The sequence below is a fragment of the Henriciella marina genome (genome assembly GCF_027213945.1).
Classification (GTDB): domain Bacteria; phylum Pseudomonadota; class Alphaproteobacteria; order Caulobacterales; family Hyphomonadaceae; genus Henriciella; species Henriciella marina_A.
This window is the reverse complement of sequence record NZ_JAPWGW010000005.1, coordinates 15,432-39,684: the sequence shown is the minus strand read 5'-3', so window position 1 is coordinate 39,684 and position 24,253 is coordinate 15,432. Positions and strand designations below refer to the sequence as shown.

27 protein-coding genes are annotated in these 24,253 nt (G+C 59.5%); 10 read left to right on the top strand and 17 right to left on the bottom strand.

All coding sequences use genetic code 11. The features are described from left to right. Positions 1–5: 5 nt before the first annotated feature. From O4G74_RS14375 to O4G74_RS14355, 5 genes are all read right to left on the bottom strand, one after another. Complete coding sequence (locus O4G74_RS14375) at positions 6–977, bottom strand: alpha/beta fold hydrolase (RefSeq protein ID WP_269403255.1); 972 nt, start codon at positions 975–977, stop codon at positions 6–8. Positions 978–1,113: 136 nt separating this feature from the next. Then, positions 1,114–1,452 carry a hypothetical protein gene (locus tag O4G74_RS14370; protein WP_269403254.1) on the bottom strand — a complete coding sequence of 113 codons (339 nt, stop codon included), beginning with the start codon at positions 1,450–1,452 and terminating at the stop codon, positions 1,114–1,116. Positions 1,453–1,540: 88 nt separating this feature from the next. Beyond that, complete coding sequence (locus tag O4G74_RS14365) at positions 1,541–1,978, bottom strand: hypothetical protein (RefSeq protein ID WP_269403253.1); 438 nt, start codon at positions 1,976–1,978, stop codon at positions 1,541–1,543. Between the two features lie 157 nt (positions 1,979–2,135). Beyond that, entirely contained in the window at positions 2,136–3,899 is a 1,764-nt protein-coding gene (argS, locus tag O4G74_RS14360) for an arginine--tRNA ligase (RefSeq protein WP_269403252.1), read from the bottom strand. Positions 3,900–3,923: 24 nt separating this feature from the next. Continuing rightward, the gene (locus tag O4G74_RS14355; protein ID WP_269403251.1) at positions 3,924–4,487 is read right to left on the bottom strand and encodes a hypothetical protein; all 564 of its coding nucleotides are present in this window, start codon (positions 4,485–4,487) and stop codon (positions 3,924–3,926) included. Positions 4,488–4,598: 111 nt separating this feature from the next. Between O4G74_RS14355 and ispH the strand changes: the two genes are divergently transcribed. Then, on the top strand, positions 4,599–5,549 hold the full coding sequence (gene ispH, locus O4G74_RS14350) for a 4-hydroxy-3-methylbut-2-enyl diphosphate reductase (protein ID WP_269403250.1): 951 nt from the start codon (positions 4,599–4,601) through the stop codon (positions 5,547–5,549). Positions 5,550–5,609: 60 nt separating this feature from the next. Continuing rightward, complete coding sequence (purB, locus tag O4G74_RS14345) at positions 5,610–6,902, top strand: adenylosuccinate lyase (RefSeq protein WP_269403249.1); 1,293 nt, start codon at positions 5,610–5,612, stop codon at positions 6,900–6,902. A gap of 63 nt (positions 6,903–6,965) precedes the next feature. Here the strand turns inward: purB and O4G74_RS14340 are convergent, their stop codons facing one another. Next, positions 6,966–8,414, bottom strand: a complete 1,449-nt coding sequence (locus O4G74_RS14340) for an alanine/glycine:cation symporter family protein (RefSeq protein WP_269403248.1) — start codon at positions 8,412–8,414, stop codon at positions 6,966–6,968. 136 nt (positions 8,415–8,550) lie between these two features. Here O4G74_RS14340 and O4G74_RS14335 point away from each other — a divergent pair, with 136 nt between their 5' ends. Beyond that, positions 8,551–8,949 carry a thioredoxin domain-containing protein gene (locus tag O4G74_RS14335; RefSeq protein WP_269403247.1) on the top strand — a complete coding sequence of 133 codons (399 nt, stop codon included), beginning with the start codon at positions 8,551–8,553 and terminating at the stop codon, positions 8,947–8,949. 116 nt (positions 8,950–9,065) lie between these two features. After that, a complete protein-coding gene (locus O4G74_RS14330; protein ID WP_269403246.1) occupies positions 9,066–11,039 on the top strand; it encodes a transglycosylase domain-containing protein in 1,974 nt (657 codons plus the stop codon). Positions 11,040–11,042: 3 nt separating this feature from the next. Here O4G74_RS14330 and O4G74_RS14325 read toward each other — a convergent pair whose 3' ends face one another. The 8 genes from O4G74_RS14325 to O4G74_RS14290 all read right to left on the bottom strand — a co-directional run bounded on the left by O4G74_RS14325 (position 11,043) and on the right by O4G74_RS14290 (position 18,902). Then, positions 11,043–12,638: an FMN-binding glutamate synthase family protein gene (locus O4G74_RS14325; RefSeq protein WP_269403245.1), complete on the bottom strand. Its 1,596-nt coding sequence runs from the start codon at positions 12,636–12,638 to the stop codon at positions 11,043–11,045. A 262-nt stretch (positions 12,639–12,900) separates the two neighbouring features. Continuing rightward, positions 12,901–14,037 (bottom strand): acyl-CoA dehydrogenase family protein, encoded by a 1,137-nt coding sequence (locus tag O4G74_RS14320; protein WP_269403244.1) that lies wholly within the window; start codon positions 14,035–14,037, stop codon positions 12,901–12,903. Between the two features lie 7 nt (positions 14,038–14,044). Then, the gene (locus O4G74_RS14315; protein ID WP_269403243.1) at positions 14,045–14,398 is read right to left on the bottom strand and encodes a hypothetical protein; all 354 of its coding nucleotides are present in this window, start codon (positions 14,396–14,398) and stop codon (positions 14,045–14,047) included. Next, positions 14,395–15,609, bottom strand: a complete 1,215-nt coding sequence (locus tag O4G74_RS14310) for an acyl-CoA dehydrogenase family protein (protein WP_269403242.1) — start codon at positions 15,607–15,609, stop codon at positions 14,395–14,397. Before O4G74_RS14310 ends, O4G74_RS14315 begins: the two co-directional genes overlap by 4 nt. 129 nt (positions 15,610–15,738) lie before the next feature. After that, on the bottom strand, positions 15,739–16,110 hold the full coding sequence (locus tag O4G74_RS14305; RefSeq protein WP_269403241.1) for a nuclear transport factor 2 family protein: 372 nt from the start codon (positions 16,108–16,110) through the stop codon (positions 15,739–15,741). A 71-nt stretch (positions 16,111–16,181) separates the two neighbouring features. After that, positions 16,182–16,409: a hypothetical protein gene (locus O4G74_RS14300; RefSeq protein WP_269403240.1), complete on the bottom strand. Its 228-nt coding sequence runs from the start codon at positions 16,407–16,409 to the stop codon at positions 16,182–16,184. 14 nt (positions 16,410–16,423) lie between these two features. Then, positions 16,424–17,860, bottom strand: a complete 1,437-nt coding sequence (locus O4G74_RS14295) for a glycosyltransferase (RefSeq protein WP_269403239.1) — start codon at positions 17,858–17,860, stop codon at positions 16,424–16,426. Positions 17,861–17,912: 52 nt separating this feature from the next. Continuing rightward, on the bottom strand, positions 17,913–18,902 hold the full coding sequence (locus O4G74_RS14290; protein WP_269403238.1) for an NAD(P)/FAD-dependent oxidoreductase: 990 nt from the start codon (positions 18,900–18,902) through the stop codon (positions 17,913–17,915). A gap of 87 nt (positions 18,903–18,989) precedes the next feature. On the opposite strand from O4G74_RS14290, the gene O4G74_RS14285 reads away from it, so the two are divergent. Together O4G74_RS14285 and O4G74_RS14280 are read left to right on the top strand one after the other, a co-directional pair. Continuing rightward, positions 18,990–19,130, top strand: coding sequence for a DUF2256 domain-containing protein (locus tag O4G74_RS14285; protein WP_269403419.1), 141 nt, complete (start codon positions 18,990–18,992; stop codon positions 19,128–19,130). 216 nt (positions 19,131–19,346) lie between these two features. Then, entirely contained in the window at positions 19,347–19,541 is a 195-nt protein-coding gene (locus O4G74_RS14280) for a hypothetical protein (protein ID WP_269403237.1), read from the top strand. A gap of 101 nt (positions 19,542–19,642) precedes the next feature. Here the strand turns inward: O4G74_RS14280 and O4G74_RS14275 are convergent, their stop codons facing one another. Next, positions 19,643–20,167 carry a SixA phosphatase family protein gene (locus O4G74_RS14275; protein WP_269403236.1) on the bottom strand — a complete coding sequence of 175 codons (525 nt, stop codon included), beginning with the start codon at positions 20,165–20,167 and terminating at the stop codon, positions 19,643–19,645. Next, positions 20,164–20,292, bottom strand: coding sequence for a hypothetical protein (locus tag O4G74_RS14270; RefSeq protein ID WP_269403235.1), 129 nt, complete (start codon positions 20,290–20,292; stop codon positions 20,164–20,166). Before O4G74_RS14270 ends, O4G74_RS14275 begins: the two co-directional genes overlap by 4 nt. On the opposite strand from O4G74_RS14270, the gene O4G74_RS14265 reads away from it, so the two are divergent. Further along, positions 20,291–20,926 (top strand): peroxiredoxin, encoded by a 636-nt coding sequence (locus O4G74_RS14265; protein ID WP_269403234.1) that lies wholly within the window; start codon positions 20,291–20,293, stop codon positions 20,924–20,926. The genes O4G74_RS14270 and O4G74_RS14265 overlap by 2 nt on opposite strands. A 334-nt stretch (positions 20,927–21,260) precedes the next feature. After that, positions 21,261–22,157, top strand: a complete 897-nt coding sequence (locus O4G74_RS14260; RefSeq protein ID WP_269403233.1) for a protein phosphatase 2C domain-containing protein — start codon at positions 21,261–21,263, stop codon at positions 22,155–22,157. On the opposite strand, the gene O4G74_RS14255 is transcribed toward O4G74_RS14260, so the two are convergent. Further along, positions 22,154–23,044, bottom strand: coding sequence for a branched-chain amino acid aminotransferase (locus O4G74_RS14255; protein ID WP_269403232.1), 891 nt, complete (start codon positions 23,042–23,044; stop codon positions 22,154–22,156). The genes O4G74_RS14260 and O4G74_RS14255 overlap by 4 nt on opposite strands. Before the next feature lie 53 nt (positions 23,045–23,097). On the opposite strand from O4G74_RS14255, the gene O4G74_RS14250 reads away from it, so the two are divergent. Together O4G74_RS14250 and O4G74_RS14245 are read left to right on the top strand one after the other, a co-directional pair. Further along, a complete protein-coding gene (locus tag O4G74_RS14250; RefSeq protein WP_269403231.1) occupies positions 23,098–23,574 on the top strand; it encodes a MarR family winged helix-turn-helix transcriptional regulator in 477 nt (158 codons plus the stop codon). Beyond that, positions 23,571–24,248, top strand: coding sequence for a response regulator (locus tag O4G74_RS14245; protein ID WP_269403230.1), 678 nt, complete (start codon positions 23,571–23,573; stop codon positions 24,246–24,248). Before O4G74_RS14250 ends, O4G74_RS14245 begins: the two co-directional genes overlap by 4 nt. Positions 24,249–24,253 lie beyond the last annotated feature (5 nt).

Here is a 24,253-nt window from a genome sequence, read left to right as displayed (position 1 = left end):
GCAGTCTAGTCGTAATCATCCCACTGGCTGCCATGCAGGGTACGGCGCAGCAGCCCGTCTTCAGCCGGTGAATAACCGTCGATCAGGTAGGCGATCTGACGGGCGAGCTCGTCGCGCACCTCATAAGGCACTTCCATTGGATGGAAGTGGCTTGCGCCGGGACGCTCACGCAGGACGAGTTCGCGGTAATGCGCCATCATCAGATTAGTGACCTTGTTGGTCATCACTGGCTTGATGTTCGGGCGAAAAACCACAATCGGCGTCTGCACTTTTTCAATCTTCTTCAGCGCGCCCCAGGGCTGGTTGCGCTGTGAGGAGAAGGTCGCCGATTCCCAGGCTGGATTACAGGTCAGCCTGACGACAGATTCGCCCTTCTCATTCGTCGTCTCCCTTACGCCATCTTCGAGATAGTCGTTCAGAAAAGGCGCGCGCCAGCTCTTGAACGCACCTTTGCCATGATAGGCGTCATAGGCGGCCTCACGGCTCGCAAATTCAGCGCGGCGGCGCTTTGCCTGTCGCGACATCTGGTTCGTCTGCCGGACGAAAGGCAGCACGTGGAGCCAGAAATAGAAGCGCGGATTGAGCACCACCGGGTCAACCAGAATGAGGCCCGCGACGAGGTCTGGACGCTTGCCCGCAACCAGAAGCGAGACACAGCCACCCATGGAATGCCCGCCAAGCACGACAGGGCCTTTGGCTTCTTTTTCCAGGAAGTCGATCACGTCATCACGGTAGACATGCCACGACTTCAGCGTCTTCGGATCTGCAGGCAGGCTTGTGAGGCCATGACCTCGCATGTCGAGCGCGGCGACCCGGTGGCGTTCGCCGAGCGGGGCCAGCATCGACTTGTAGGTCATGCCGTTAAAGCCGGTCGCATGCAGCCACAGGGCGGCCAGATCGCGGGATTCGTCCCCGAAATGGACGGAGGCGTGCGCCCCTTCTTCGGGGCCTTCAGTTGTTCGGCGGTACATCATCATGTGGACGGACGCCTGCCCCTTTTTCTATCAGCCGACGCCGAGTCTGCACGCACACGGAAAGAGTTGTAAAGCGAAACAAGATGGCTGCGCTGCATGCAGCGCGCTGGGTGTTGCCGATCTGCTCTGCCCTCAGACGTCAGGCAGCGTCCAGCCTGAAAATCGCAGTTGAGCGGACATGCAGACCTGCCGCAGAGGAAAGCTCTGCCCCCATGAAGATCAGCGTGCGTGTCTGACGATCAGCCCGGCTTTCAACCGCTGCACTGCCACCGTCGAACGATGTGCCCGTCACATCATGGCTGATAGATACGAGCTTCGCGCTGGCAGCGCCCGCCAAGGCCGTCGCTGCAGCCTGCATCGCCCGGATCGACAGGGCACAGAGCGCTGCTGCATCGAGTGCGTCAGCGGTGAAACTCGCCCGGCTGCCGGATTCTACAGTGATTGGCGGAATGGTCTGGGGTTCGATACTGGTCGTCATGGAACGGGTGCTAAGCCGCAAGCCTGCAATTGGGAAGCCCTCTCGCAGCGCCAGCGCCGCTCTCAATCAGCTACTGACCCCTTCGCGCTCAGGCGACAGCGCTGCTACGGCCTGGATTTTCGGACTCTATAGCTGGCGCACTGCCCTCGAACAGCGCCGCGATGAGCGCGGTCTCGCCGAGTGAAAAGCGCTTACCGAGGACCCGGCTGAGTGTGTTCATAAGCGATGAAATCTCGGCATGGCCGAGACCTGCACGCTGCAGACGAAAGAGCATGTCAAACGTCACGTGCTGACGTCCACCGGGTGTCTGTTCGATCAGTTGTGCGATCGGGCCACGTGGCGCGCCTTCGCGTGTCGCGGTCGAGGCGGACAGGGTCCGCGCGCCGGGCACCTGGGCGAAGATCCGCTCAATGAGATCGCCGCCCTGCCGCTGCGCTGCGTTAAGGATAATGCCAACCGCGTGACGCGCCGCCGGCTCTTCGACGCCTGATTCGATTGCTGCTACCGAGATGATATCTTTAAGCATGAGGCTCTCCTTCAGGCGCCGCTTTTCAGAAGCAGCATAGGAAAGAGGCCTTGCACGAAGGTTACCGCCACGACGAACCGAACGACTGATTTGCGGCGCGAACTCCGGAATCGATACTGGAAGGGTTAACGAAGCGCCCGCTTCTGTTAACCGGGCGCTACATACGCTCTGGCGCTTCAATCCCGAGAATGGAAAGCCCGGCTTCAAGCTGCTTCAGCACGGCTTCACAGAGAGCAAGGCGTGAGGCCCTGATATCCGCATCGTCTTCATTCGCAATCGGATTCGCGGCGTAAAGGGCGCTGAAGGCCTGAGCGAGCGAATAAACGTGCTCACATAAGATGTGCGGCTGACGTTTGGCATGCGATTGCTCAAGCGCGCTCGCAAACCCGTCGAGCCCCAGAACCAGCGCGCGTTCAGTATCGCCTTCAATGCGGATCTTTCCTGGCGCGTGACCAGCTTCTTTCGCGCGGCGAAGCAGCGATTTGATACGCACGGCTGCGTAGAGAAGGTAAGGCCCGGTCTTGCCCTCAAAGCTGGTAAACCGCTCAAGATCGAAGACGTAGTTGGTCGTGCGGACGTTCATAAGGTCAGCGAAACGCAAGGCCGCGCGCGCGACAAGTGCGGCGATCCTTGCGCGTTCTTCCTCTCCAAAATCGCCGGATAGACCCGCTTCGCCGATCCGTTTCTCGGCCTCTTCAAGGGCCATGCGGTTGAGATCCGCCAGGCGAAGGATGCCGCCCTCGCGCGTCTTGAAGGGCTTGCCGTCCGTGCCGTTCACCGTGCCGAAGCCGATATGCTCCATCCGGTCCTCGGCCATCAGGCCTGCCATGTCAGCAGCGCGGAAGACCTGCTCAAAGTGCAGCGCTTGGCGCTGGTCGACCACATAGAGCATGCGGTCTGGATGCAGCGTCTCGACCCGGTCAACAACGGTTGCGAGGTCCGTCGCGTGATAGCCGGTACCGCCGCGCGAATTGATGACCATGAAGGGCGGCATCTCTTTCTTGTCGCTTTCGCGCGCAACATCGATGATCCATGCCCCGTCATCCAGCTTGGCGAGGCCTTTTTCCTTCAGGTCCTCAACCATGCCGGGAATCAGCTGGTCGACATCGCTCTCGCCTTTCCAGAGATCGAACTCGACCCCCAGGAATGCGTAATCGATTTTCAGTGCTTCGACCGAAACATTGATGAAGTGACGAAGCAGCGCGCGGTAGCCGGGGTGTCCTGCCTGCATCTCTGCCACGGCGAGCTGGCTTGCTTCATTGCGGGCAGGGTCAGCCTTCGCCTTGGCAGAGGCCTGCGGATAGAGGCGGCCAAGATCCTCGATCGTGACCGGCGGCTCTTCGGGATAGGGCCCGGAAAAGTCGGGGCGAAAATAGATGAGATCGGGCTGTTCGGCGAGAAGCTCTGTAATAAGGTGGCCCATCTGGAGACCCCAGTCGCCAAGGTGCGCGTCACCCGTCACATCGTCGCCTAAAAAGCGGAAAAGGCGGCAGAGTGTGTCACCGATGACCGCAGAGCGAAGGTGGCCCACATGCATCGGCTTTGCGACGTTCGGCCCACCGAAATCGAAAATGACCTTTTCCGGCTTGGCGACGGTGCCGCCGCCCGCCTTGTCGTCAGCGCGGACCGCTTCTGCCTGCCTGGACAGGGCCGCGGAGGTCACCTTGATATTCAGGAAGCCGGGGCCAGCGACATCGACGCGCTCGATTGCATCGTCGCCCTGCACCTTCTCGGCAATCATCGCGGCCAGATCGCGCGGCACGAGGCCCCTGGATTTTGCAGCGCCCATGCAGCCATTGCACTGGAAGTCGGCAAGCTCTGGCCGGTCCGAGCGGCGCACAGCGCCCCAGCGGCTTTCAAAGCCCTCAGCTTCAAATGCCTGTTCGAAAACCTTCGACAGGTGCGTAACGAGATCCATCATGGCCGTTTCCGGAAGAATTTAGTGTCAGCTGCCGGCGTCGAGGCGGAAGCGGCGGCCTTCACGGTTGAAGGCGAGCTGCTCATCGGTGAGGTCGAAACCAACGATGACCTCAAAGTTCGAGCCAGAGATCGTCTCATCAGCGCGCGGCACCAGAATGTCCTGAATGACTTCGCGGCGACCGTCGATCGTGTTCCCGGCGAAGTTGGCATCGACCGTAAAGTATTGCTTGGCCAGAACCTTGGAGCTACGGCGCGTGACGGCGACCCAGTAACGATAGGTATGACGGTTTGAGTCCGCCTGCGGGCCCTTGCCGAAAGCAAAGTCGATCTCGACCTCTGCGCGCATCGGCTGGTCGTCCAGATAGCGGCAGACGAGGTCTACGCCGGTGATCTCACCCGAATAGGTGATTTCGTGGAAGGAGTTGGTATCTCCAGAAAACTCAACGATGCGCGACGCATCATAAAGCGCGGCGACAGGCGGGCACGGGCCCGCATTCTGACGCGAATCCAGCGCCCGCGTGAGAGGGTTGCTTCCGCAAGCCGCGAGCATAAGTCCGGCAGCAAGTACAGCTAGAACGCGCATAATCATGCCTTGTGGTCTTGGCCTCGCGGGCGAGGCTGTCCATGTAAGTGATGCAGTGTTACCGGGCACCAGCAAATGGCGCAACGCCCCATCTGCGTCGTGTGCAGGAGGATTTATATGGACCGCCAAAAACTGCAGATCAGACTCGCCGCCCCGCGCGGCTTCTGTGCAGGCGTCGACAGGGCCATCCAGATTGTCGAGGAAGCTCTCGGCAAGTGGGGCGCGCCTGTCTATGTGCGCCATGAAATCGTGCACAACCAGCATGTCGTCTCGCGTCTCGAATCGCTAGGTGCCGTCTTCGTCGAGGAGCTTGATGAATGCCCGACCGACCGGCCAGTCGTCTTTTCAGCGCACGGCGTACCCAAGGCCGTGCCGGCTGAGGCAGAGCGGCGCAACATGGTATATGTCGATGCGACGTGCCCGCTGGTCTCCAAGGTCCACGTTGAAGCGGAACGTCATCACAGGGGTGGCAAGGAAATTGTGCTGATCGGCCATGCGGGACACCCCGAAGTCATCGGCACGATGGGACAGCTTCCAGACGGCGCCATCAGTTTGATCGAGACAGAAGAAGACGCCCAGACGTTTGAACCGAAAGACCCTGCCAACACCGCCTTCGTTACGCAGACGACCCTGTCGGTTGATGACACAGCGAGCATCGTCGCTATTCTACAGGACCGCTTTCCCGGCATCGCGACCCCGCACAAGGAAGACATCTGCTATGCCACGACCAACCGACAGGAAGCGGTGAAGGCGATGGCGGAAGGATGTGACCTCTTCCTGGTGATCGGCGCAGAAACATCCTCCAACTCCAAACGCCTCGTCGAGGTTGCCCTCCGGGCCGGCGCGAAGGATTCTCGTCTTGTGGCCAGCGCATCCGATGTTGACTGGAGCTGGTTCGAGGGCGTCGGAACGCTCGGACTGACCGCTGGTGCATCTGCTCCTGAAGACCTCGTCCAGGGCCTCATCGCTGCCTGCCGCGCCCGCTTCGATATTGAGGTCGAGCACGTCACGACGGCACAGGAGACGGTGACCTTCAAACTGCCGCGCGTGCTCGCCGCCGAAGTCTAGGGCTTGCGACTCTCGCCTGCGGGCGTAGAACCCGCGCCATAAGCGCGAGAGAGGCCTGACATGATTGAACGCTATGCCCGCCCGGAGATGACCGCGATCTGGTCGCCTGAAAGCAAGTACGGCATCTGGCTGGAGATCGAGACACTCGCAGCCGAAGCAATGGAAGAGCTGGGCCAGATCCCGGCAGGCACCTCAAAAGCTGTGCGCGACAAGGCGAGCTTCGAAGTCGCCCGCATCGACGAGATCGAGGCAGAGGTCAAACATGACGTCATCGCCTTTCTGACCAATGTCGCCGAACATGTCGGAGAGCCGGCCCGCTTCCTACACAAGGGCATGACCTCGTCTGACGTGCTCGACACCTGCCTCAATGTGCAGCTTGTGCGCGCCTCAGACCTGCTTCTGACTGGCATGGACCGCGTCCTGGCCGCGCTGAAGAAGCGCGCCGAGGAGCATAAATACACGCCGAAGATCGGCCGCAGCCACGGCATACATGCAGAGCCCACGACCTTTGGCGTCACGCTAGCCACTTTCTATGCAGAGTTCGCGCGAGGCCGTGAACGCCTCGTCGCCGCGCGCAAAGAAGTCGCGACCTGCGCCATTTCCGGCGCTGTCGGCACGTTCGCCAATATCGACCCGCGCGTTGAGGAACATGTCGCCGAGAAACTCGGTCTTGCGGCAGAGCCTGTCTCGACGCAGGTCATTCCGCGCGACCGTCACGCCATGTTCTTTGCGACGCTCGGCGTGATTGCCTCATCGGTGGAACGTCTCGCGACCGAGATCCGCCACCTGCAGCGCACCGAAGTTCTGGAAGCCGAGGAGTTCTTCTCCAAGGGCCAGAAAGGTTCGAGCGCCATGCCGCACAAGCGCAACCCGGTACTGACGGAAAACCTGACCGGCCTCGCACGCCTTATTCGTTCTGCCGTTACCCCTGCGCTGGAGAATGTCGCCCTCTGGCATGAGCGTGACATCTCTCACTCGTCCGTCGAGCGCGGCATTGGCCCGGATGCGACGATCCACATGGATTTCGCGCTGCATCGGCTTGCCGGCGTTGTAGAGAACCTGCTGATCTACCCAGACCGCATGATGTCCAACATGATGCGTCTTGGCGGCCTGCATAACTCCCAGCGCGTGCTGCTCGCCCTCGTTGAAGCGGGCGTCAGCCGTGAAGATTCCTACCGCCTCGTCCAGCGCAATGCGATGCGCACCTGGGCGGGAGAAGGCGCCTTTCTCGACTTCCTGAAAGGCGATGAAGAAGTCTCCTCCAAGCTGAGTGATGCCGAACTCGAAGCGCTGTTCGACCTCGACTACCACTTCAAGCGCGTCGACCTGATTTTCGAGCGGGTGTTCAACTAGGTCCCGGCTCCAGATACGCACCAGACAAAAAGCCCTCATCGAATGATGAGGGCTTTTTTTTGCCTACGCCTTTTCTGTATCCGCGGGCCCGCCCGGGCGTTCAGTCAGCTGCCAGGCCGACTTGTCGATATTGAGGTCGCTGAACTTGTCCGGATCGAAGATCGGCACTTTCACGCCGGCTTTTCGCTGGGCATCGAAGTCCCTCATGATCCGCAAACCGATCGGGAAGAGCAGCGCGACCGCGAACAGGTTCACCATTGCCAGAAGGCCCATAGTGACGTCGCTGAAGCTCAGAACGTCGGCCAGCTGGATCGTCGAACCGAGCAGGACAAAGCCGATCACCATGAAGCGGTAGACATAGACCGCGACCATGTTGTCGGGGATGTAGTAGTCGACCGCATTCTCACCGAGATAGTAGGAGTACATGATCGACGAGAAGGCGAAGAGGAACAGCGCGAAAGCGATGAAATACTCTGCCCAGCCGCCAACGTGATCAGCCAGCGCAAGCTGGGTCAGCACGCCCTGAACGTCGTCATCGACACCGATATAGGACTGGGTGGAGAGGATAATGATCAGCGCCGTCACCGTGCACATGATGATCGTATCGATGAAGACGGACAGCGATTGGACCATGCCTTGCTGGGCGGGATGTTCGACATAAGCCGCCGCGGCCACATTTGGCGCAGACCCGAGGCCCGCTTCATTGGAGAACAGGCCGCGGTTGACGCCCATCATGATCGCGCCGCCGATACCGCCCGCAACCGCCTCGTTGAAGCCAAAGGCACTCACCACGATGGTCGACAGCGCGCCCGGGATCTGCGGAATGTGCGTCAGCAGTACATAAAGGCCGATCAGCGCGTAGAAGACGGCCATGACTGGCACAATGATTTCAGCAACGCTGGCGATCCGGCGCACGCCGCCAAAGATCACAAGGCTGACCACCACGCCGAGGCCGATGCCTGACCAGAGGCGCGGCGCACCGAATGCTGAATCGATTGAACTCGTCGTTGCAAAGCTCTGGAAGCAGATGAACGCAAAGCCGAAAGTGACGAGCAAAAGCAGCGAGTAGACAAAGCCGAGAACGGGGCCCGCCTTGCCAAGCTTTTTGCCGAGACCATGCTTGATATAATAGGCCGGGCCACCGCGAAAATCGCCATTCGGCTCTTTCTGCTTGTAGACTTGCGCGAGCGTACATTCGAAATAGCTGGTCGCCATGCCGACAAGGCCGACAATCCACATCCAGAAGATCGCGCCCGGCCCGCCCAGCGCAAGCGCCGCGGCCACACCGGCAATATTGCCGCCACCGACACGGCCTGCGACTGACAGCGCCAGCGCCTGAAAGGATGACGGTTGGTCCGTTTCGTGCTGGAACCCCTGTCCAAGGACGGAAAACATGGATCCGAAAAGCCTGAACTGTACCCCTCTGGACCAGATGGTAAAAATGAGACCCAGTGGAATGAGAACGGCAATGAGAATCTTGCCATTGATGAGGTCGTTCAAAAAATCCAGCATGCTCGCCCTGTTATCGTTATTACAGTCTCGTCATAGACAGCTGCGTCGCCTGTTACAAATGCCCAGCCCAGCGAAATTTATCGCTGCGTTTGTGTTGATCCCGGTTTGCACGAGTGCCGGGCAGGCCCCAGTCAAAGTGGTCAATCTGACAGCCGACTGGTGTGTGTCCTGCCGTGTCTTCGAACCAAAGCTAAGCCGTGCACTGGAAAGTGTCACCGGTGAGCAAGTGGAACTGGTCACGATTGACCTGACGCATCTCCGGTCCGGGTCCGACAGCCGCCAAGCCACGATTGATGCGTCGAAGGCCCTGCTACGATTTCATAAGGCCGATTACATCTGGGACTGGTATGGAGGCTATACGGGTATGGCGATCATGATCGCGTCTGACACCGGCGAACCGATCAGCTGCGTGGACAAGCGACATAGCATCGAAATGATCGAGAACCGGCTCGCACTCGCGGATGTACTGGCCACGCGTGCCGCCCCGGGGCGACGACGTCCGGATGGCGCAGACTGCCCTGCGCCGCTGCGCTGATTTTGCAACGTATTGCGGATGTCCGCATTTCAGACATTCATACCGCCTTCACCCTGCCTAATTTAAAGCCATGATGCGCTGGCAATCTCGCCCGCGACTTCGAGGGAAGGACCTACTTGGCCGGCAAATCGAACTTCGGATCGCCAGGGGATCGTCCGCCGACCTATGACGGTCGCGCGCGCAGTTCCGGGCGCGGCTTCCTTGCAGGTCGTCCCATCCTGACATGGGGCCTGGTGGTCACCTTTGCCCTGATGGTCATCACCCTTCTGGCGGGCTGGATCTACGTGCAAAGCCTCTATCGCGGCATGCCGGGACTGCCGACGACTGAACAACTCTGGGCGAAGGGACGCGAACAGGCCATCGAGTTTGTCGATCGCGATGGCGACACGATTGCGATCCGGGGCCCACGCTATGGCCGCGCCGTACGCGTGGAGGAGTTGCCGCCCCACGTGGCACAAGCCTTCATCGCGGCCGAGGACAAACGCTTCTACGAACATAATGGCGCCGATACGCAGGCGATCATCCGGGCCGCCTGGGCAAACTTCACCTCTGGCGAGACGGTATCAGGTGCGTCCACCATCACGCAGCAGCTGATCAAGAACCTCGTCCTGACACCGGAGCAGACGCTTCGCAGGAAGGCGCAGGAAGTCCGCCTCGCTCGCGAACTTGAAGAGCGTCTGTCCAAGGATGAAATCCTCGAGCTTTACCTTAACCGTATCTATTTCGGCGCGGGCTTCTATGGCCTTGGTGCTGCCTCGCGTTTCTATTTTGGCAAAGCGCCTGAAGAGCTGACTGTTGGTGAAGCGTCGCTGCTCGCCACGCTGCCACAGGCCCCGTCCCGTCTCGCCCTGACAAACAATATGCCAGACGCAAAACAACGACAGGCCTATGTCTTGCGCGAGATGGTCGCTGCTGGCTTCCTGACGGAGTCGCAGGCCGCCCGCGCATCGACTGAAGAGGTTGAACTGGCTGAACCACCTGCCCGCGACCCGCAGTTTGGCTATGCGCTCGACACGGCAACAGAACGCGTGAACGAAATCCTGCCCAGCCTTCCAGGCGACCTTGTCGTAACGCTTACGATCGATGCCAGCCTTCAGGCCCGGATCAATGACGCCTTCGACAAGCGTATGGAAGAAGAAGGCGCCAGCCAGAATGCCGGTCAGGCCGCTGGCATCCTCATGGATGAGAAAGGCCGTATCCTCGCCATGTATGGCGGGGTCGATTACACCGAGAACCAGTTCAACAGGGCGACCCAGGCACGCCGCCAGCCGGGGTCTTCCTTCAAACCATTCGTATTCGCCGCGGCCATCCGGCAGGGTCTGACGCCGTATGATGTGCGCCGCGACCAGCCGACGACAATCGATGGCTGGTCGCCGCAAAACTATTCGCGCAACTATGCCGGGCCGATGACGCTGACTGAAGCGTTGCAGGATTCGGTCAACACAATCGCCGCGCAGCTTGGTCAGGAAGTGGGCGAAGAGAATATTATCTCTCTCATCAAGTCGCTCGGCGTGAGCGGAGAATTCCAACCCTTCCCGTCTATTGCACTCGGCAGTCAGGGGATGAGCCTGCGAGATCTGGTTCGTGCCTATGGTGCCTTCATGACCGGCGGTACGCGCGTCGACCCATATATCATCGAGCGCATCTCAAACTCGCGCGGGGACGTTCTCTACGAACGGCCAGCATATGATCCACAGCGGGTCATGAACCAGCGTGATGCCGAAACCATGGTGGCCATGATGGAGCGTGTCATCGCCGACGGGACCGGAAAACGCGCCCAGCTGGAAGGCTGGCAGACGGCAGGCAAGACCGGGACGAGCCAGGACTGGCGCGATGCATGGTTTGTCGGTTTTTCGGCAGCAAGGCTTGGCGGTGTCTGGGTTGGCAATGACGACGACACACCGATGAGCCGCGTCACAGGTGGGGGCCTCCCGGCAACGCTTTGGCATGACATGATGGTGATCGCCCACGAGGAGTTAGAGCCTGAGCCACTGGCCGGTGCAGGCTCGCTCGTGACCCTGTCGCCGCAGACGCGCAGGCGCATCGCCTTCTACCGGGATGTAGGCGCGGCCTTCTCAGCGACGCAGTAGACCCTAGTCGATCTGCAGTGGCGCAAAACTGTCAGCCTGCGCCATGGCCCATTCACGCGCGAGATGCGTGTCGTCTGCGCCAGAAATGAGCACGCCCGGTTCCAGCAGATTGTAGGCCCGGTGCGCAGGCTGCGCGACATCCTGTGTCACCCTGTGCATGATATGGCGCGGCGTCAGCTCGCCGGGATGTTCACAACCGGCAGCGCCCACGACTTCCATCAGGGCCCGGATGGTATTGCGGTGAAAATTATAGACGCGCTCGGCCTTGTCCGGAATGACCAGCCCGCGCTGGCGCCCGGCATCTGTTGTGGCGATGCCTGTCGGGCAGCTATTGTTGTGGCAGTTTAGCGACTGGATACAGCCCAGCGAAAACATGAAGCCGCGCGCCGTATTGATCCAGTCGGCGCCAAGCGCCATTGAAGCTGCCATCGAAAACGCCGAAATCTGCTTGCCGCTCGCAGCGATGCGGACGTGCTGTTTGAGATCACAGCCGACCAGCGCATTGCGAACAAGCACGAGGCCCTGTCGCAGCGGCGCACCAATATGATCCATGAATTCTGCAGGCGCCGCACCCGTGCCGCCTTCTGCGCCGTCGACCACGACAAAATCAGGCATGATGCCCGTTTGCCTCATTGCCTTGCACAGGGCGAGCACTTCCCATCGATTGCCGACGCAAAGTTTGATCCCGACAGGTTTGCCGCCCGACAGCTCACGCAGCTGCGCGATGAAGTCCATCATCTGTTTCGGCGTCGAGAAAGCGGTATGCGCGGCAGGCGAATAGCAGGTCTCGCCAATCGGGATACCGCGCGCCTCGGCAATTTCTGTAGTCACCTTGTTGCCGGGCAGCACGCCGCCATGCCCCGGCTTTGCGCCCTGGCTGAGCTTGATCTCGATCATCTTGACCTGATCGCTCGCGGCGACGTCGGAGAACCTGGCCGGGTCGAAACTTCCATCCTTCGCGCGGCAACCGAAATAGCCTGAACCAAGCTCCCAGACGAGGTCGCCGCCACCTGCGCGATGGTATTTCGACACGCCGCCTTCGCCGGTATCGTGGTAGAAACCACCTTTCGCTGCCCCGCGGTTCAGCGCTTCGACCGCATGCGAGCCGAGCGAGCCGAAACTCATCGCAGAGATATTGAGTACGCTTGCCTCATATGGCTTTGCCGTCCCCGGCGCGCCGACCTTCACACGTGGGTCACCGCTTTTGGGATGACGTGCTGCAATGGAATGGGAAAGCCATTCATAGGGCGGAGAATCGATATCGAGCTGACTGCCGAATGGCTCGACGGAAGAGACATCCTTCGCGCGGCGATAGACCATGGCGCGTTCTTCATGGTTGAACGGGCGTCCTTCGGTGTCGCTCTCGACAATATAAGAGCGGAAGAAGGGACGCAGTTCTTCAGCGATCCAGCGGATGCGCGCCACGATCGGAAAATTGCGCCACAGCGTGTGCCGGGTCTGGAAGACGTCATACAGGCCGATGCCCGAAAGCCCGCCCATCAGGATCACGCCAATCCAGAAAAACGAACTAACCGGGACCATGACGCTGAACAGAGCGAGCATCGCCAGCGAAGCGATCAGGGGGAGAAAACGATACATGCCGGGCGCTCCTGCATCTGCGACGCGCAAGGAGCTAGCACGCCATCATCTGAGATCAATCACACGCCGCCCCGCCCCTACAAGCTGCACACATCAGCCAAACATACAGATCGAGGGGAACCTCATCGCGCCGATCTTGTTTCCTGAGTTGTAGATCGCACGCCATTCCATGCACGCGTATCCGGACCATTCACATGTGCATGGATGATGGGCCGGAGCCTTATGGCTCCGGTCCATTTCTTATCGGAGTGGTGTGATTGCCCTAGTAGCCGTTCAGCTTTGCATAGCGGTCACGATGAAAGCTTGCTGAACCTAGGAGGGCTTCCTGAACGCGGGCCCGTTTCATGTAGAAACCGGAATCATGGTCGTCGGTCATGCCGATGCCACCATGCAGCTGAACCGTCTCATTCGACACCAGGTGGACAGTCTCGCTTGCGCGTGCCTTCGCAAGGCTTGCCAGTTCGGCAATGTCGTTGCGCTGGCTGTCGACAGCGGAAAGGGCCGCCGCAATGCAGGACGTGGTCAATTCCAGCTCCGTGAACATTTTTGCCGCGCGGTGTTGCAACGCCTGGAATGAGCCAATCAGCTGACCGAACTGTTTGCGGGTCTGCATATACTCATGAGTCATCTCAAACGCGGCGAGCGATGAGCCCAGCATCTCTGCCGCCAGAGCAATCCGGCCGCGATCGAGAACCGGCTCGAGCACGTCCATGCCTTTGTCAGCTGCGCCGAGCACATGGCTATCGTCGACATGTACGCCATCCAGCGTCAGATGGGCAGCGCCATGGCTATCGACCGTGTTGAGTGTCTGGACGGTCAGGCCCTTTGCATCGCGCGGCACGAGGAACAGCGTCAGGCCGTGGCTATCGCCTGCTTCACCAAAGGTGCGTGCGACAACGATGAACACATCTGCATGGTGGCCGTCCTGAACGTACTTCTTTGCGCCGTTCAGCGTGTAGCCCTGACCATCGCGTTCTGCCTCGGTGGCAACGCCTGCTGGATTGTGATGACTGGTTTCGTCTAGCGCGAGCGCGGTGGTGACCTCACCGGCAGCGATCTTCGGCAGCCACTCTTTCTTCTGCGCTTCGGTGCCGCCCATCAGGATGGCGCTGGCACCGATACAGGCGGTCTGCAGAAGCGGGGTCGAGGCCAGCGTACGGCCCTGGGCTTCCATGACCTGGCCAAAAGCGGTCATGCTCATTTCCACGCCGTCATATTCTTCGGGTATCAGCACGCCGAAAAAGCCCAGCTCTGCCAGTTTCCGGCGTGCCTCTGGGTCTACGCCGTTCTTGCCAGCATCGCGCAAGGAGCGGAGGTGCTTCACCGGCAGCTCGTCACGGGTGAAGTTCACTGCGGTGTCGCGCAGCATTTCCTGGTCTTCAGTCAGTACGAAAGTCATCGGTCTCTTATCCTATACAGTCGTGTTCGGTGCTTGGCGCAGCGGATCCGCTTTCGCCTTCCGAGTCATACATTTCCAAATGGCCATCGGCGCGGAAGACGACGCCGTCGCCGTCCCTGCCGCCCTCGAGCGCATATTCGTTCACGCCGACAGCGCTCAGATTGAAGGTGTTCTGGTTCTCTTCGGCGTCCGTGAAAACAAGTTTCACGGCGTCCGAATCTTCGCTGACGGTCGACGCAAATATATTTGCGCCCACGTCATCGCTGGGGTGCTTGAAGCACCAACCCTGCATGGGCTGTTCAGCGACAGCAACTGGCGTAGCGGCCAACATCAAGCCTGCGATGAGAAAACCACGCATCATTGGTGGTCCCGAAGGCCGAGTACGCGTTTGGACACCACGTTGAGATTGATCTCGCTCGTGCCACCCTCGATCGAATTGCCTTTCGAGCGCAACCAGCCGCGAGTGACCATCTTGGCACCGCGGTCAAAACCTTCACCTTCCCAGCCAAGCCCCTCAGTGCCAAGCGATTCGATCATGAGCTCGTGCTTGTCCTGGTTCATCTTGGCCGCCGCGTATTTGATAATCGATGCGGTGTGGCCGACTTCCTGTCCCGCCTTCGCCTGCTGCTGGCTGCGCTGGACAGTCAGGTTGAAGGCCTTGGTGTACATCTGGTGCTCGGCGATACGTCCACGCAGGTCACCATCGAGCAGCTTGCCGTCACCGTCAGTGCCGACATGGATTTTCGCGTACTCCTCAAGCTCCAGCATGCCGGTGCCGCGGGCAGACCCGAAGCCGCTGGCGGAAATCGATGAGCGCTCATGCTGCAGCAGGCGCTTGGCGATCTTCCAGCCGCCATTCACTTCGCCGACGAGCTGGTCTTTCGGGACTTTGACATCAGAGAAGAAGGTCTCGCAGAATGGCGAAGACCCGGAGATCAGTTTGATCGGGCGCGTTTCTACGCCTTCGCTTTCCATGTCGAAAAGGATGAAGCTGATGCCTTCATGCTTGACCGTATTGTCGGTGCGCACGAGGCAGAAAATCCAGTCGGCTTCATTGGCATAGGAGGTCCAGACTTTCTGACCGTTGATCAGATAGTGGTCGCCTTTGTCCTCACACTTGGTCTGCAGACCTGCAAGGTCAGAGCCGGCACCCGGCTCAGAATAACCCTGGCACCAACGCGTCTTGCCGTGAACGATGTCTGGCAGGAAGCGTTTCTTTTGCTCTTCATTGCCGAACTCGATCAGAGCCGGACCAAACATCCAGAGACCGAACGAAAAGAGCGGCGTGCGAGCGCCGATCCGTGCCATTTCCTGCTCAAGGATCTTTGCCTGTTCACGGGTAAGACCGCCGCCGCCATATTCCTTTGGCCAAGTGGGGGCTGTCCAGCCCTGATTGGCCATACGCTCCAGCCAGACCTTGGAGTCCGGGTTCTTGAATTTTTCACGGCGGCCGCCCCAGACGACTTCGTCTTCTGGCATCGGCGTGCGCATGGATTCCGGGCAGTTCTCTTCGAGCCAGCCGCGAACTTTCTCGCGGAAGGCATCTGGATCGGATGGCGCGTCAAATGGCATGGTTTCGGCTCCCTCAAGCTATCCTGTCGTATCTGATAGTGACATAGCCGTTGCCGCGCTCTGCGTCACGACCCGACGCTGCGACAAGGCCGATCTGACGCACGATCAGAAAGTCAGGTCATCTTCTGCCTAGTAGAAGAATTCCTCACGCACGATCTTGCCATCATTCACAGTGTAGAGGGCAATTTCCTGCATCTTCACCCGCTCGCCTGAGCTCTTATCGGTCACATCAATCGTGAAGACGACGCCGAAACGATCGTCACCATGAAGATATGGACCGTGCGCCTCTGTCTCGTGGACGTCGTGATTATCTTCCCACCAGGCCCACTTCCCCTTGATAGCTTCGATGCCGCAAGCCTCAGCGCTTCCGCCGGGCGGCGGCGCCGATTCAACTGACACGCAGTCGACGTCGTAAATCGTGTCGATCAGTTGCTTGTAGCTGCCATCATTATTCGCCGCGACGAGCGTTTCACCGACGGCTTTCAACACATCCCTGCTCATTCCCACCCCTCTGTTCCGTATTTGTTCTAGACCCGAAACGAGATGTCGGCAAGGAGCATCAAATTTTGGAGTTAGAAGCGCCCAAGCAGGCTGTGTTCGGGTCCGGTTTCGAAACCAGCAAGATTGAACAGGTGAACAACCATGAGGAATATGCCGAGTACGCAGAACACCATGATGAACCCCCATGGCAATTTGTTCGGCCGTCCATCGCGCCGCGGTTTTCCAAGCCTCATGTTTGAATACACCATGGTTATGGAGAACAGGGTGATGAGCCCGATAGGTATGATCCAGTCCAGCATGAATGCCCCAGGGTTTATGCCGAAGGGATATGGGGCGTCTTGGCCCAGTAGAAAGGACGAAGCACAAGCCCGATCACAGCCTTGACGGCAGCAGCTGTCAAAAGAGGCCAGTAAAACGGCCGTGTGATGATCGCAATCACGCGCGACACCGTCCACTTTCCGGGCGCCAGGCAGTCAGCAACCACGCATCCCGTCATGCCGGCCATGAACAGGCCGAAGTCCACCGGCGTATAGTTGAAGAAGGAGGGGAAAAGCGTTCCAAGCAGGATCATTAAAACCATCGGGCCGTAGAGAAACGCGCTGACGATGGCGCCGCCAAGGGTCAATTGAAGACTGGTCCAGCGCAACAGCCCGAGTTCCAACAACAAAGTCACAGGGGTTCGCATGCAGACAAGCCAGGTCTGGACAAAGCCCTTGATCCAGCGGCTACGCTGGCTGGTCCAGACGGGAAGAGACTCTGGCGCGGTCTCTCGCGTTCCGGCACGGATTGTTGCGGTCCGCCCACCGAGGCGCGCGATCCGGATGCCTAGGTCAGCATCTTCCGTAACATTCCACGCGTCCCAGCCGCCAAAGGCGATCAGGTCATGGCGGCGGAAGTGATTGCTCGTTCCGCCCAGCATGACGGGAAGGCTGAGACTTGCCAAAGCTGGCACATGAAGGCCGAACTGCACCGCGTATTCGAGCGACCACTGGGCCTGTAGCCACCCATCAGCGCCGTTACTGGCGATGAGAGGCGCCTGCACGCAGCGGACATCTTCGCCCTCGCGGCAGAAGGTTTCGTAGGCCGCTCTCAGCTGATCCGGATGCGGGCGGTCCTCCGCATCGAGCACAGTCACATACTCTCCCAGCGCTGCTGCGAGGCCATAGTTCAGCGCGCGCGGTTTGGTCATCGGCTCACCGGGCGGGATGGTTATGCAGACAGTTCCATTCGGGAAGTCCGCATTCATTGCCGCCTCGTAGGTTGCGACATCGTCCTCTTCGATGAGAAGCAGGATATCTAGACGCTCGGCCGGCCAGTTTATCGCTCTTATACTGGCGGCGAGCTGATCCATCATGTTCTGTTCATGACGAAGGGCAATCAGGACCGAATAGACCGGCAGTTCATTGTCCGGAATGGATGGGGATGCAGATTGGCGAGGGCCGGCCACTCGCTCCAGCGCGCCGACGATGGTCAGGGCAAGGCGCCAGACGACGGTCATTGAGAAGAGCAGCCAGAACACCACCTTCGCCGCTACGCCCAACAGAACCGGCGCCAACAGAAGCGCGATGATGACCAGCATCAGGAAAGCGCCGAAGATTTCCCATTGCCATCTGGTGAGGCGTTGTTCTGCGCTAAGGATCGGCGGCAAGGCCCTGGAAAAAGCAAGCGCTTCCAGAAGCCGGGGGGCGCCGGCTGCTGGCTTCGCGTCGCCTGGCTCTAGCCAGACGACATTGTCTTCTTGTCCCCCCACATGCATGGGGCGATAGAAACACGAAGATTCCTTAATTCAAGGTTGCGGCTGCTCAATCAACCAAACTGGCCGCAAGCGCGTGTCCACTTTGCCACGCTGCCTCTATCCGCGGCGCGATGCGCCAGTCGCCTATGACGCCAATGCGCTGCGCTTCATCCCAGCCATAGGGGCTCGCGGCAGCCGTCTCCGTCTTCGCATAGAGCCAGCGATGCGCCGCAGCGAGCGATGGCGCGCCTGCGCCCGTTATCTGACTGAAGAGGCCGGACAACTCTTCAGCCACCTGTTCCTTCTCCATATCGACATTCGTCCGCGTCCATTCCGGTGTTGCGTGCAGAACGAACGTCTCTTCATTCGCTCGGCCCGGCTTGGAGCTGTTTCGCACCAGAAGGTTCAGCGGCGAGCCGGATACCTCGGCCACATCCCATCCGGTCTCGATCGGGGTATCGAAGGCTAGCATGACCGCCCAGCACGGAGCGGTCACGGAGGCGGCGGCCTCACTGGCAAGTTCAGGACTGGTATCAGCAAGCAGCTCGCGCGCCTGTTCGGCAGGGATCGCAAAAATGACCGTCTCGAACGGACCCTGCCAGCCAGACGCGTCAATGTGCACATATCGGCCGTCCTCTCGTATGGAGAGCCCGGTGGCACGCTCTCCCCAGCGCACATCGTGGCCTTCAGCCATCCCCTTGACCAAAGAATTCATGGACGGCGCGCCGACATACCAGTCGTCTTCAGAGTGAAGCGGCGCTGGTGACCAGGTCCCGCCATCAGTGGAGAGCGCCACGCGCGACGGCGCCCATTTCGCCACATGGCCTCTGCTTTCAAGATCCGAAACGAGCGCGCGGAAACCAGTATCGCGGGCCGTGAAGAATTGCGCGCCGTGATCGAAACGCAGGTCTCCAGCAGGCGTGGATGCGCGCCGGGTCGACAGCCTGCCACCAGCGCCTCGCCCCTTATCAAAGATCACGACCTCGCGGCCTGCTCTCTTCATATCCGAGGCCGCACTAAGACCCGCAACGCCTGCGCCAATGATTGCAATCGCCATCCCGACTTCTCCTGCTCCCGTCTGAGACCTAGTTTAACGGTGAAGAAGGCAAGGTTGATGACAGACAGAAAACGCACCTCCAACAAAATGGTCCGCAAAAGCGATCTTCCGCAGAAGACCTGTCCTGCCTGCCAGCGCCCCTTTTCGTGGCGCAAGAAGTGGGAATCGGTCTGGGACGAGGTGATGTACTGCTCGAAACGGTGCCGCGGCGAAGCCAAAAAGAGCTGACGCAAGTCCGTTTATCGAAAAACAGTAATTTTTATCCCCCTGAATTATATACAGATTTTAAGAAAACACATTGTTTTTCGATAATCGTATATTGAAAAACAATAATTTCGTTGCTAGATCAATCTCGTCGGCGGCACAGAGACAAACCCGCCCCGGCAGACAACCAACCAACCGGCACAAGAAGACCGGAAACTTGCAACGAAGGAGTAATATCAGATGCAACCGCTCGCCTCCCAGACCCGCCAACCCCGTCTGGAACAGACTGCGACCAACACCGGCATGGCGCCGGTGCTCGCAGGCACCACCGGACGCGTGTCCGGAAAGGCTGCCAACGACAATGCCGGGATCTGGAAGCCCACCCTTCTGGTCCAGCGTCGCCGCCGCCACAACAGGCTTGCCGGACGCGTCTGATCAAGCTTCAGGCAACCCCGGCAGGGACTCTCACTCTCATCGCGCCCCAACCTGCCGGGGCCCTGAAAACAGACCGCCCTGCCCCGCCCGGCAGGGCGGTCCTATATTTGGGCGCGAAGTGATTTCGGCCTGATCCAGCCCATCATTTTGAAATGAACAGGCGTGAACGCTTCGTCTTCCTCGGATTCAAACAGGACCGCCGTTCCTGTTGGCAGCTTCTCCCCAAGCTTGCGCGCCGCGATCTCATCATTCGTTCCCGCTTCACGCAGGATCGACAGCGCCGCTTCCTGCATTCCCGGATTGTGCCCGATGACCATAAGGGTCGAGCTCTTGGGCGCTGCCAGTGTCACCTGGTCGAGAATGGTCGGAACGCTCGCAAGGTATAGCGTGTCCGATAGCTTTGCCTCGCACGCTGGAAAGAATTCCTGAAGATGGCGCCAAGTCTCCCGCGTGCGCCGCGCACTTGAAACAAGCGCCGCATCGGGCACCCATCCTCTCGCTTTCAGCTCATTGCCAATCGCTTGGGCATCCTTGTGCCCGCGGGCTACGAGCTTGCGGTCGCGGTCCGAAACTCCTTCATTCCAGAGTTCAGTCTTGGCATGGCGAAGCAGGATCAGACGTTTCATGCGTGCTCGACGGCCAGCGTGGCCTTAGTAAAATTAAAGACCGAAATCAGCACCCTGAACTTGTCCTCTAGCCCGCCGACGCCAATCTGTGTGGCGAAGATATAGCAATCAACGGAGAATGCCATGAGCCTTCTGCTAGGTGATACAGCACCCGATTTCGACGCCGAAACCACTGAAGGCAATATCAGCTTCCACGACTGGATCGGGGATGACTGGGTTGTCTTCTTCTCCCACCCGGCAGACTTTACTCCTGTCTGCACAACGGAGATCGGCTACACGGCAAAACTGAAAGACAAGCTTGCCGCGCGCGGCGCGAAGGCAATCGTGATTTCTGCCGACAGCCTTGAGGACCACAAGGCGTGGATCAAGGACGTCGAAGAGACACAGGGCGCGAAGGTGGAATTCCCACTCATCGCCGACCCGGATAAGAAGATCGCGACGCTCTACAACATGATCCATCCGAACGCGGATGCGAAAGTGACTGTGCGCGCCGTTTATGTGATCGACCCAAAGAAGAAGATCCGCGCCTCGATCATCTATCCCCCAAGCGCTGGTCGTAACTTCGATGAAATCCTGCGCCTGATCGACTCGCTACAGCTGACCGACGGCTACAAGGTCGCAACGCCGGTGAACTGGCAGGACGGCGAAGACGTCATCATCGTACCGAGCGTATCCAATGAAGACGCCGACAAGATGTTTCCGAAAGGATATAAGACGATCAAGCCCTACCTGCGCACCACGGCGCAGCCGAACAAGTAGGCGCGTCTGAAATTGACGGCGCTGCCGTCAGCTAAATGACCGACTTACCATACGCAGCAATTTCTGACTCGGGCTGAGGCGGCGACGCTTCAGCCCGAATTTGCGTCGCACGCGGTCAGGTGCATCATAAACGGCCTTGATCGTCTGTAGACGCTTCATCGCGCTCTTCGCACGCGGCTTCCGCTTTGCTTTCTGTCGGATTGCAAACTCCCTCGTCGTGGGTGGACCCTAGCACAAGCAGAGGCCCTCGACAAAAAAGCGGAAGGCGACCCCTGACAGAAAACCTTCACGTCGCAGACGTAAATGTGTCGAAGAATCGCGTCATACGCGAAATATGGTGGCCCCCGACCGCATCCACTCGCTTTCCCGTGCAGGCGGCACCTCGCCGAACGACGACCGCGCCAATGGCGCGGTGGCTGCCTCATGTGGACACGCCTGGGTTATAGACGGGGCAACAGGTGTGAGCGACCAGACCTATGTCAGTGGCGCCAGCAGTGATGCCGCCTGGCTAGCCGCCCAACTCGATACCCACTTTGCCGGCCTGCCGCAGAACTCAGAACCCATCCGCGTGGCTTTGAGACGTATCGTTGGCCGTGTTCGCGATGACTATCTTCTGCAGACGTCTCAGTCTCACATACCCGAATATGCGATCCCCTCGGCTGCTGCGCTCTACTGCGGATGGGAGCAGAGCGGGCACCGGGTGCATATCCGCTTTTCGGGCCTCGGCGACTGCAGCGCGATTGTGCGTGAATCCAGCGGGCTTCTACACATTATTGGAGATCTCTCACGGGGCGGCGACGCGCATATGCTGGACCGCTTTGCCGCCTTCCACGGCGATGAGAGCGAAGCGGCCAAAAGCGAGCTTCGTGCCTTTCTCCAGGAACAGCGCAGCCGCATGAACAAGCCTGATGGCTACTGGGTGTTCTCGATCGCTCCGGAAGCCGCAAGTCATATTCAGGAACGCACGCTCTGCCTGCGCAGCCCGGCAGACCTCCTGCTGATGACAGACGGGTTTGCGCGGCTCATTGATCATTTCGAGGCTTACACGCCCGATACGCTGATCGATGCGGCGCTGAGGAACGGTCTAGGCCTTCTCTACGAGGAACTACGCCGCCTCGAAGCGGGCGACCCCGGTCGCACAGCTGCACCGAGGGTAAAACAGGAGGACGATGCGAGCGCCGTGCTGGTGCGCCTTGAAGCTTCAGACGCACCAACAGGCAATTCTGCCTAGGCTGGCATCTTGATCTTGCCGTTCACAAGATCGGAATAGTCGTTGACCAGGCCTTCGGTGACGCTGCCAGGCTTGTAGTTCACATCACCGATCTGACGGACTGGCGTAATCTCAGCGGCCGTACCTGTGATGAAGCATTCGGAGAAGTTCTTCAGCTCATCCGGCATGATCGTTCGCTCGACAATCTCGATCTGGCGCGCCTTGGCCAGCTTGATGGCTGTCTGGCGCGTGATCCCGTTGAGGAAGCAATCCGGGGTCGGCGTATGCAGAGCGCCGTCCTGCAGGAAGAAGATGTTTGCGCCTGTCGCCTCTGCCACATGGCCGCGATAATCGAGCATAAGGGCGTCTGCAAAGCCGTCCTTCTCGGCAGCATGCTTGGACAGGGTACAGATCATGTAGAGGCCGGCGGCCTTTGCTTCGCACGGGGCGGTCTTCGGATCAGGGCGGCGCCATTGGGCATGCGTCATAGCAATGCCCTTCATCTTGTCAGCGAAATAATCGCCCCAGTGCCAGACCGCGATCGCGACGTGGATCTTGTTGTTCTGCGCCGAGACGCCCATCATTTCGGAGCCGCGCCAGGCAAAGGCGCGCACATAAGCGTTTTCAAGACCCGACTTTGCCAGCGTTTCATGCTTGGCCTTCTCGATCTCATCGACCGTGTAGGGCAGCTCGAAGCCGAGGATGTTCGCGGACCGGTGAAGACGTTCGGTGTGACGACGCGATTCGAAGATACGCCCGCCATACGCACGCTCACCTTCAAACACGGACGACGCATAGTGCAGGCCGTGGGTCAGGACATGAATTGTCGTCTCGCGCCAAGGTACGAATTCGCCGTCCATCCAGATGTATCCATCGCGGTCGTGATACGGTGTGGAGGCGTCGGCCATTATTTCTTGTCCTTGCTTGAACTTATACTCGAAAGAGGCTCCATTCTCAGACTGTGGCATCTGAAGTCAACCAGAAGACAGGCGAAAGCGCTCGTGTCGATCCGCGGCTTTTTCTCAGGGAGGAAGAGCTCGATAATGGTATCGCGCTACTGCTCGCCACAGAGCGCATTATCAGCGACATCACCCGCAAGGCGCAGCGTCAGACTGGCCTTAATGCGTCGGGGCTACGGCTGCTGATGACGATCCGCTTTGAACCTGGCCTGACGGTCAGCGAATTGCGTGACAAAATGGGAGCAACGACGCCAACAATTGCCCGGATTCTCGGAGAGCTCGACCGGAAGAACCTGGTGGTGAAGACGCAAGGTGGGCGCGATGCCCGGCGTCGGCGTCTGACCCTGTCGGATGAGGGAGAACAGATGCTGCGCCCACTTGTGGACAAGTTACGCTCTGCCCTGCGCGATGCTTACCGAGACGCTGGCGCAAATGCCGTGTCCGGCACCCGCGCGGTCCTGGAGGCCCTTACCCAATGAGTGACGCACAACACATTCTGGTGGTTGATGACGACAATCGCATCCGCGACCTGCTCAAGAAGTATCTTGTCCGCAACGGATTGAGGGTCACGGCAGCCGCCGATGCCGCCAGCGCGCGCAAGCTGATGACGACTTTCGATTTCGATCTTGCCATCCTCGACATCATGATGCCCGGTGAGACAGGGCTTGAACTGCTTGCCAGCCTCCGCAGTGCAGGACAGAGCGTTCCGGTTCTACTTCTCACCGCAAAGGGAGAGACTGGCGACCGGATCGAAGGGCTGAAAGCAGGTGCCGACGACTATCTTTCCAAGCCTTTCGAACCGGAAGAACTGTTACTTCGCATCAATGCCATACTGCGGCGCACGCATGTTGAGCCGCCGCCTGAAGAAATCGAGATGTCGGGCCTCGTCTTCAACGCCAAGCATCAGGAACTCACCTCCGGCGCACGCCGTGTCCGCCTGACTGAGGCGGAGCTTCATCTCCTCTCAATGCTTGCTGCCAAAGCTGGAGAGGCCGTGAGCCGCGAGGAACTGGCCTCCAAGTCACCGAACAGCACGGAGCGCTCTATCGATGTCCAGGTGACGCGCCTTCGCCGCAAGATCGAACCAGATCCCCGCCAGCCGATTCATATCCAGACGGTACGCGGCATTGGCTACCGACTCATGCCCGACTGAAGCGC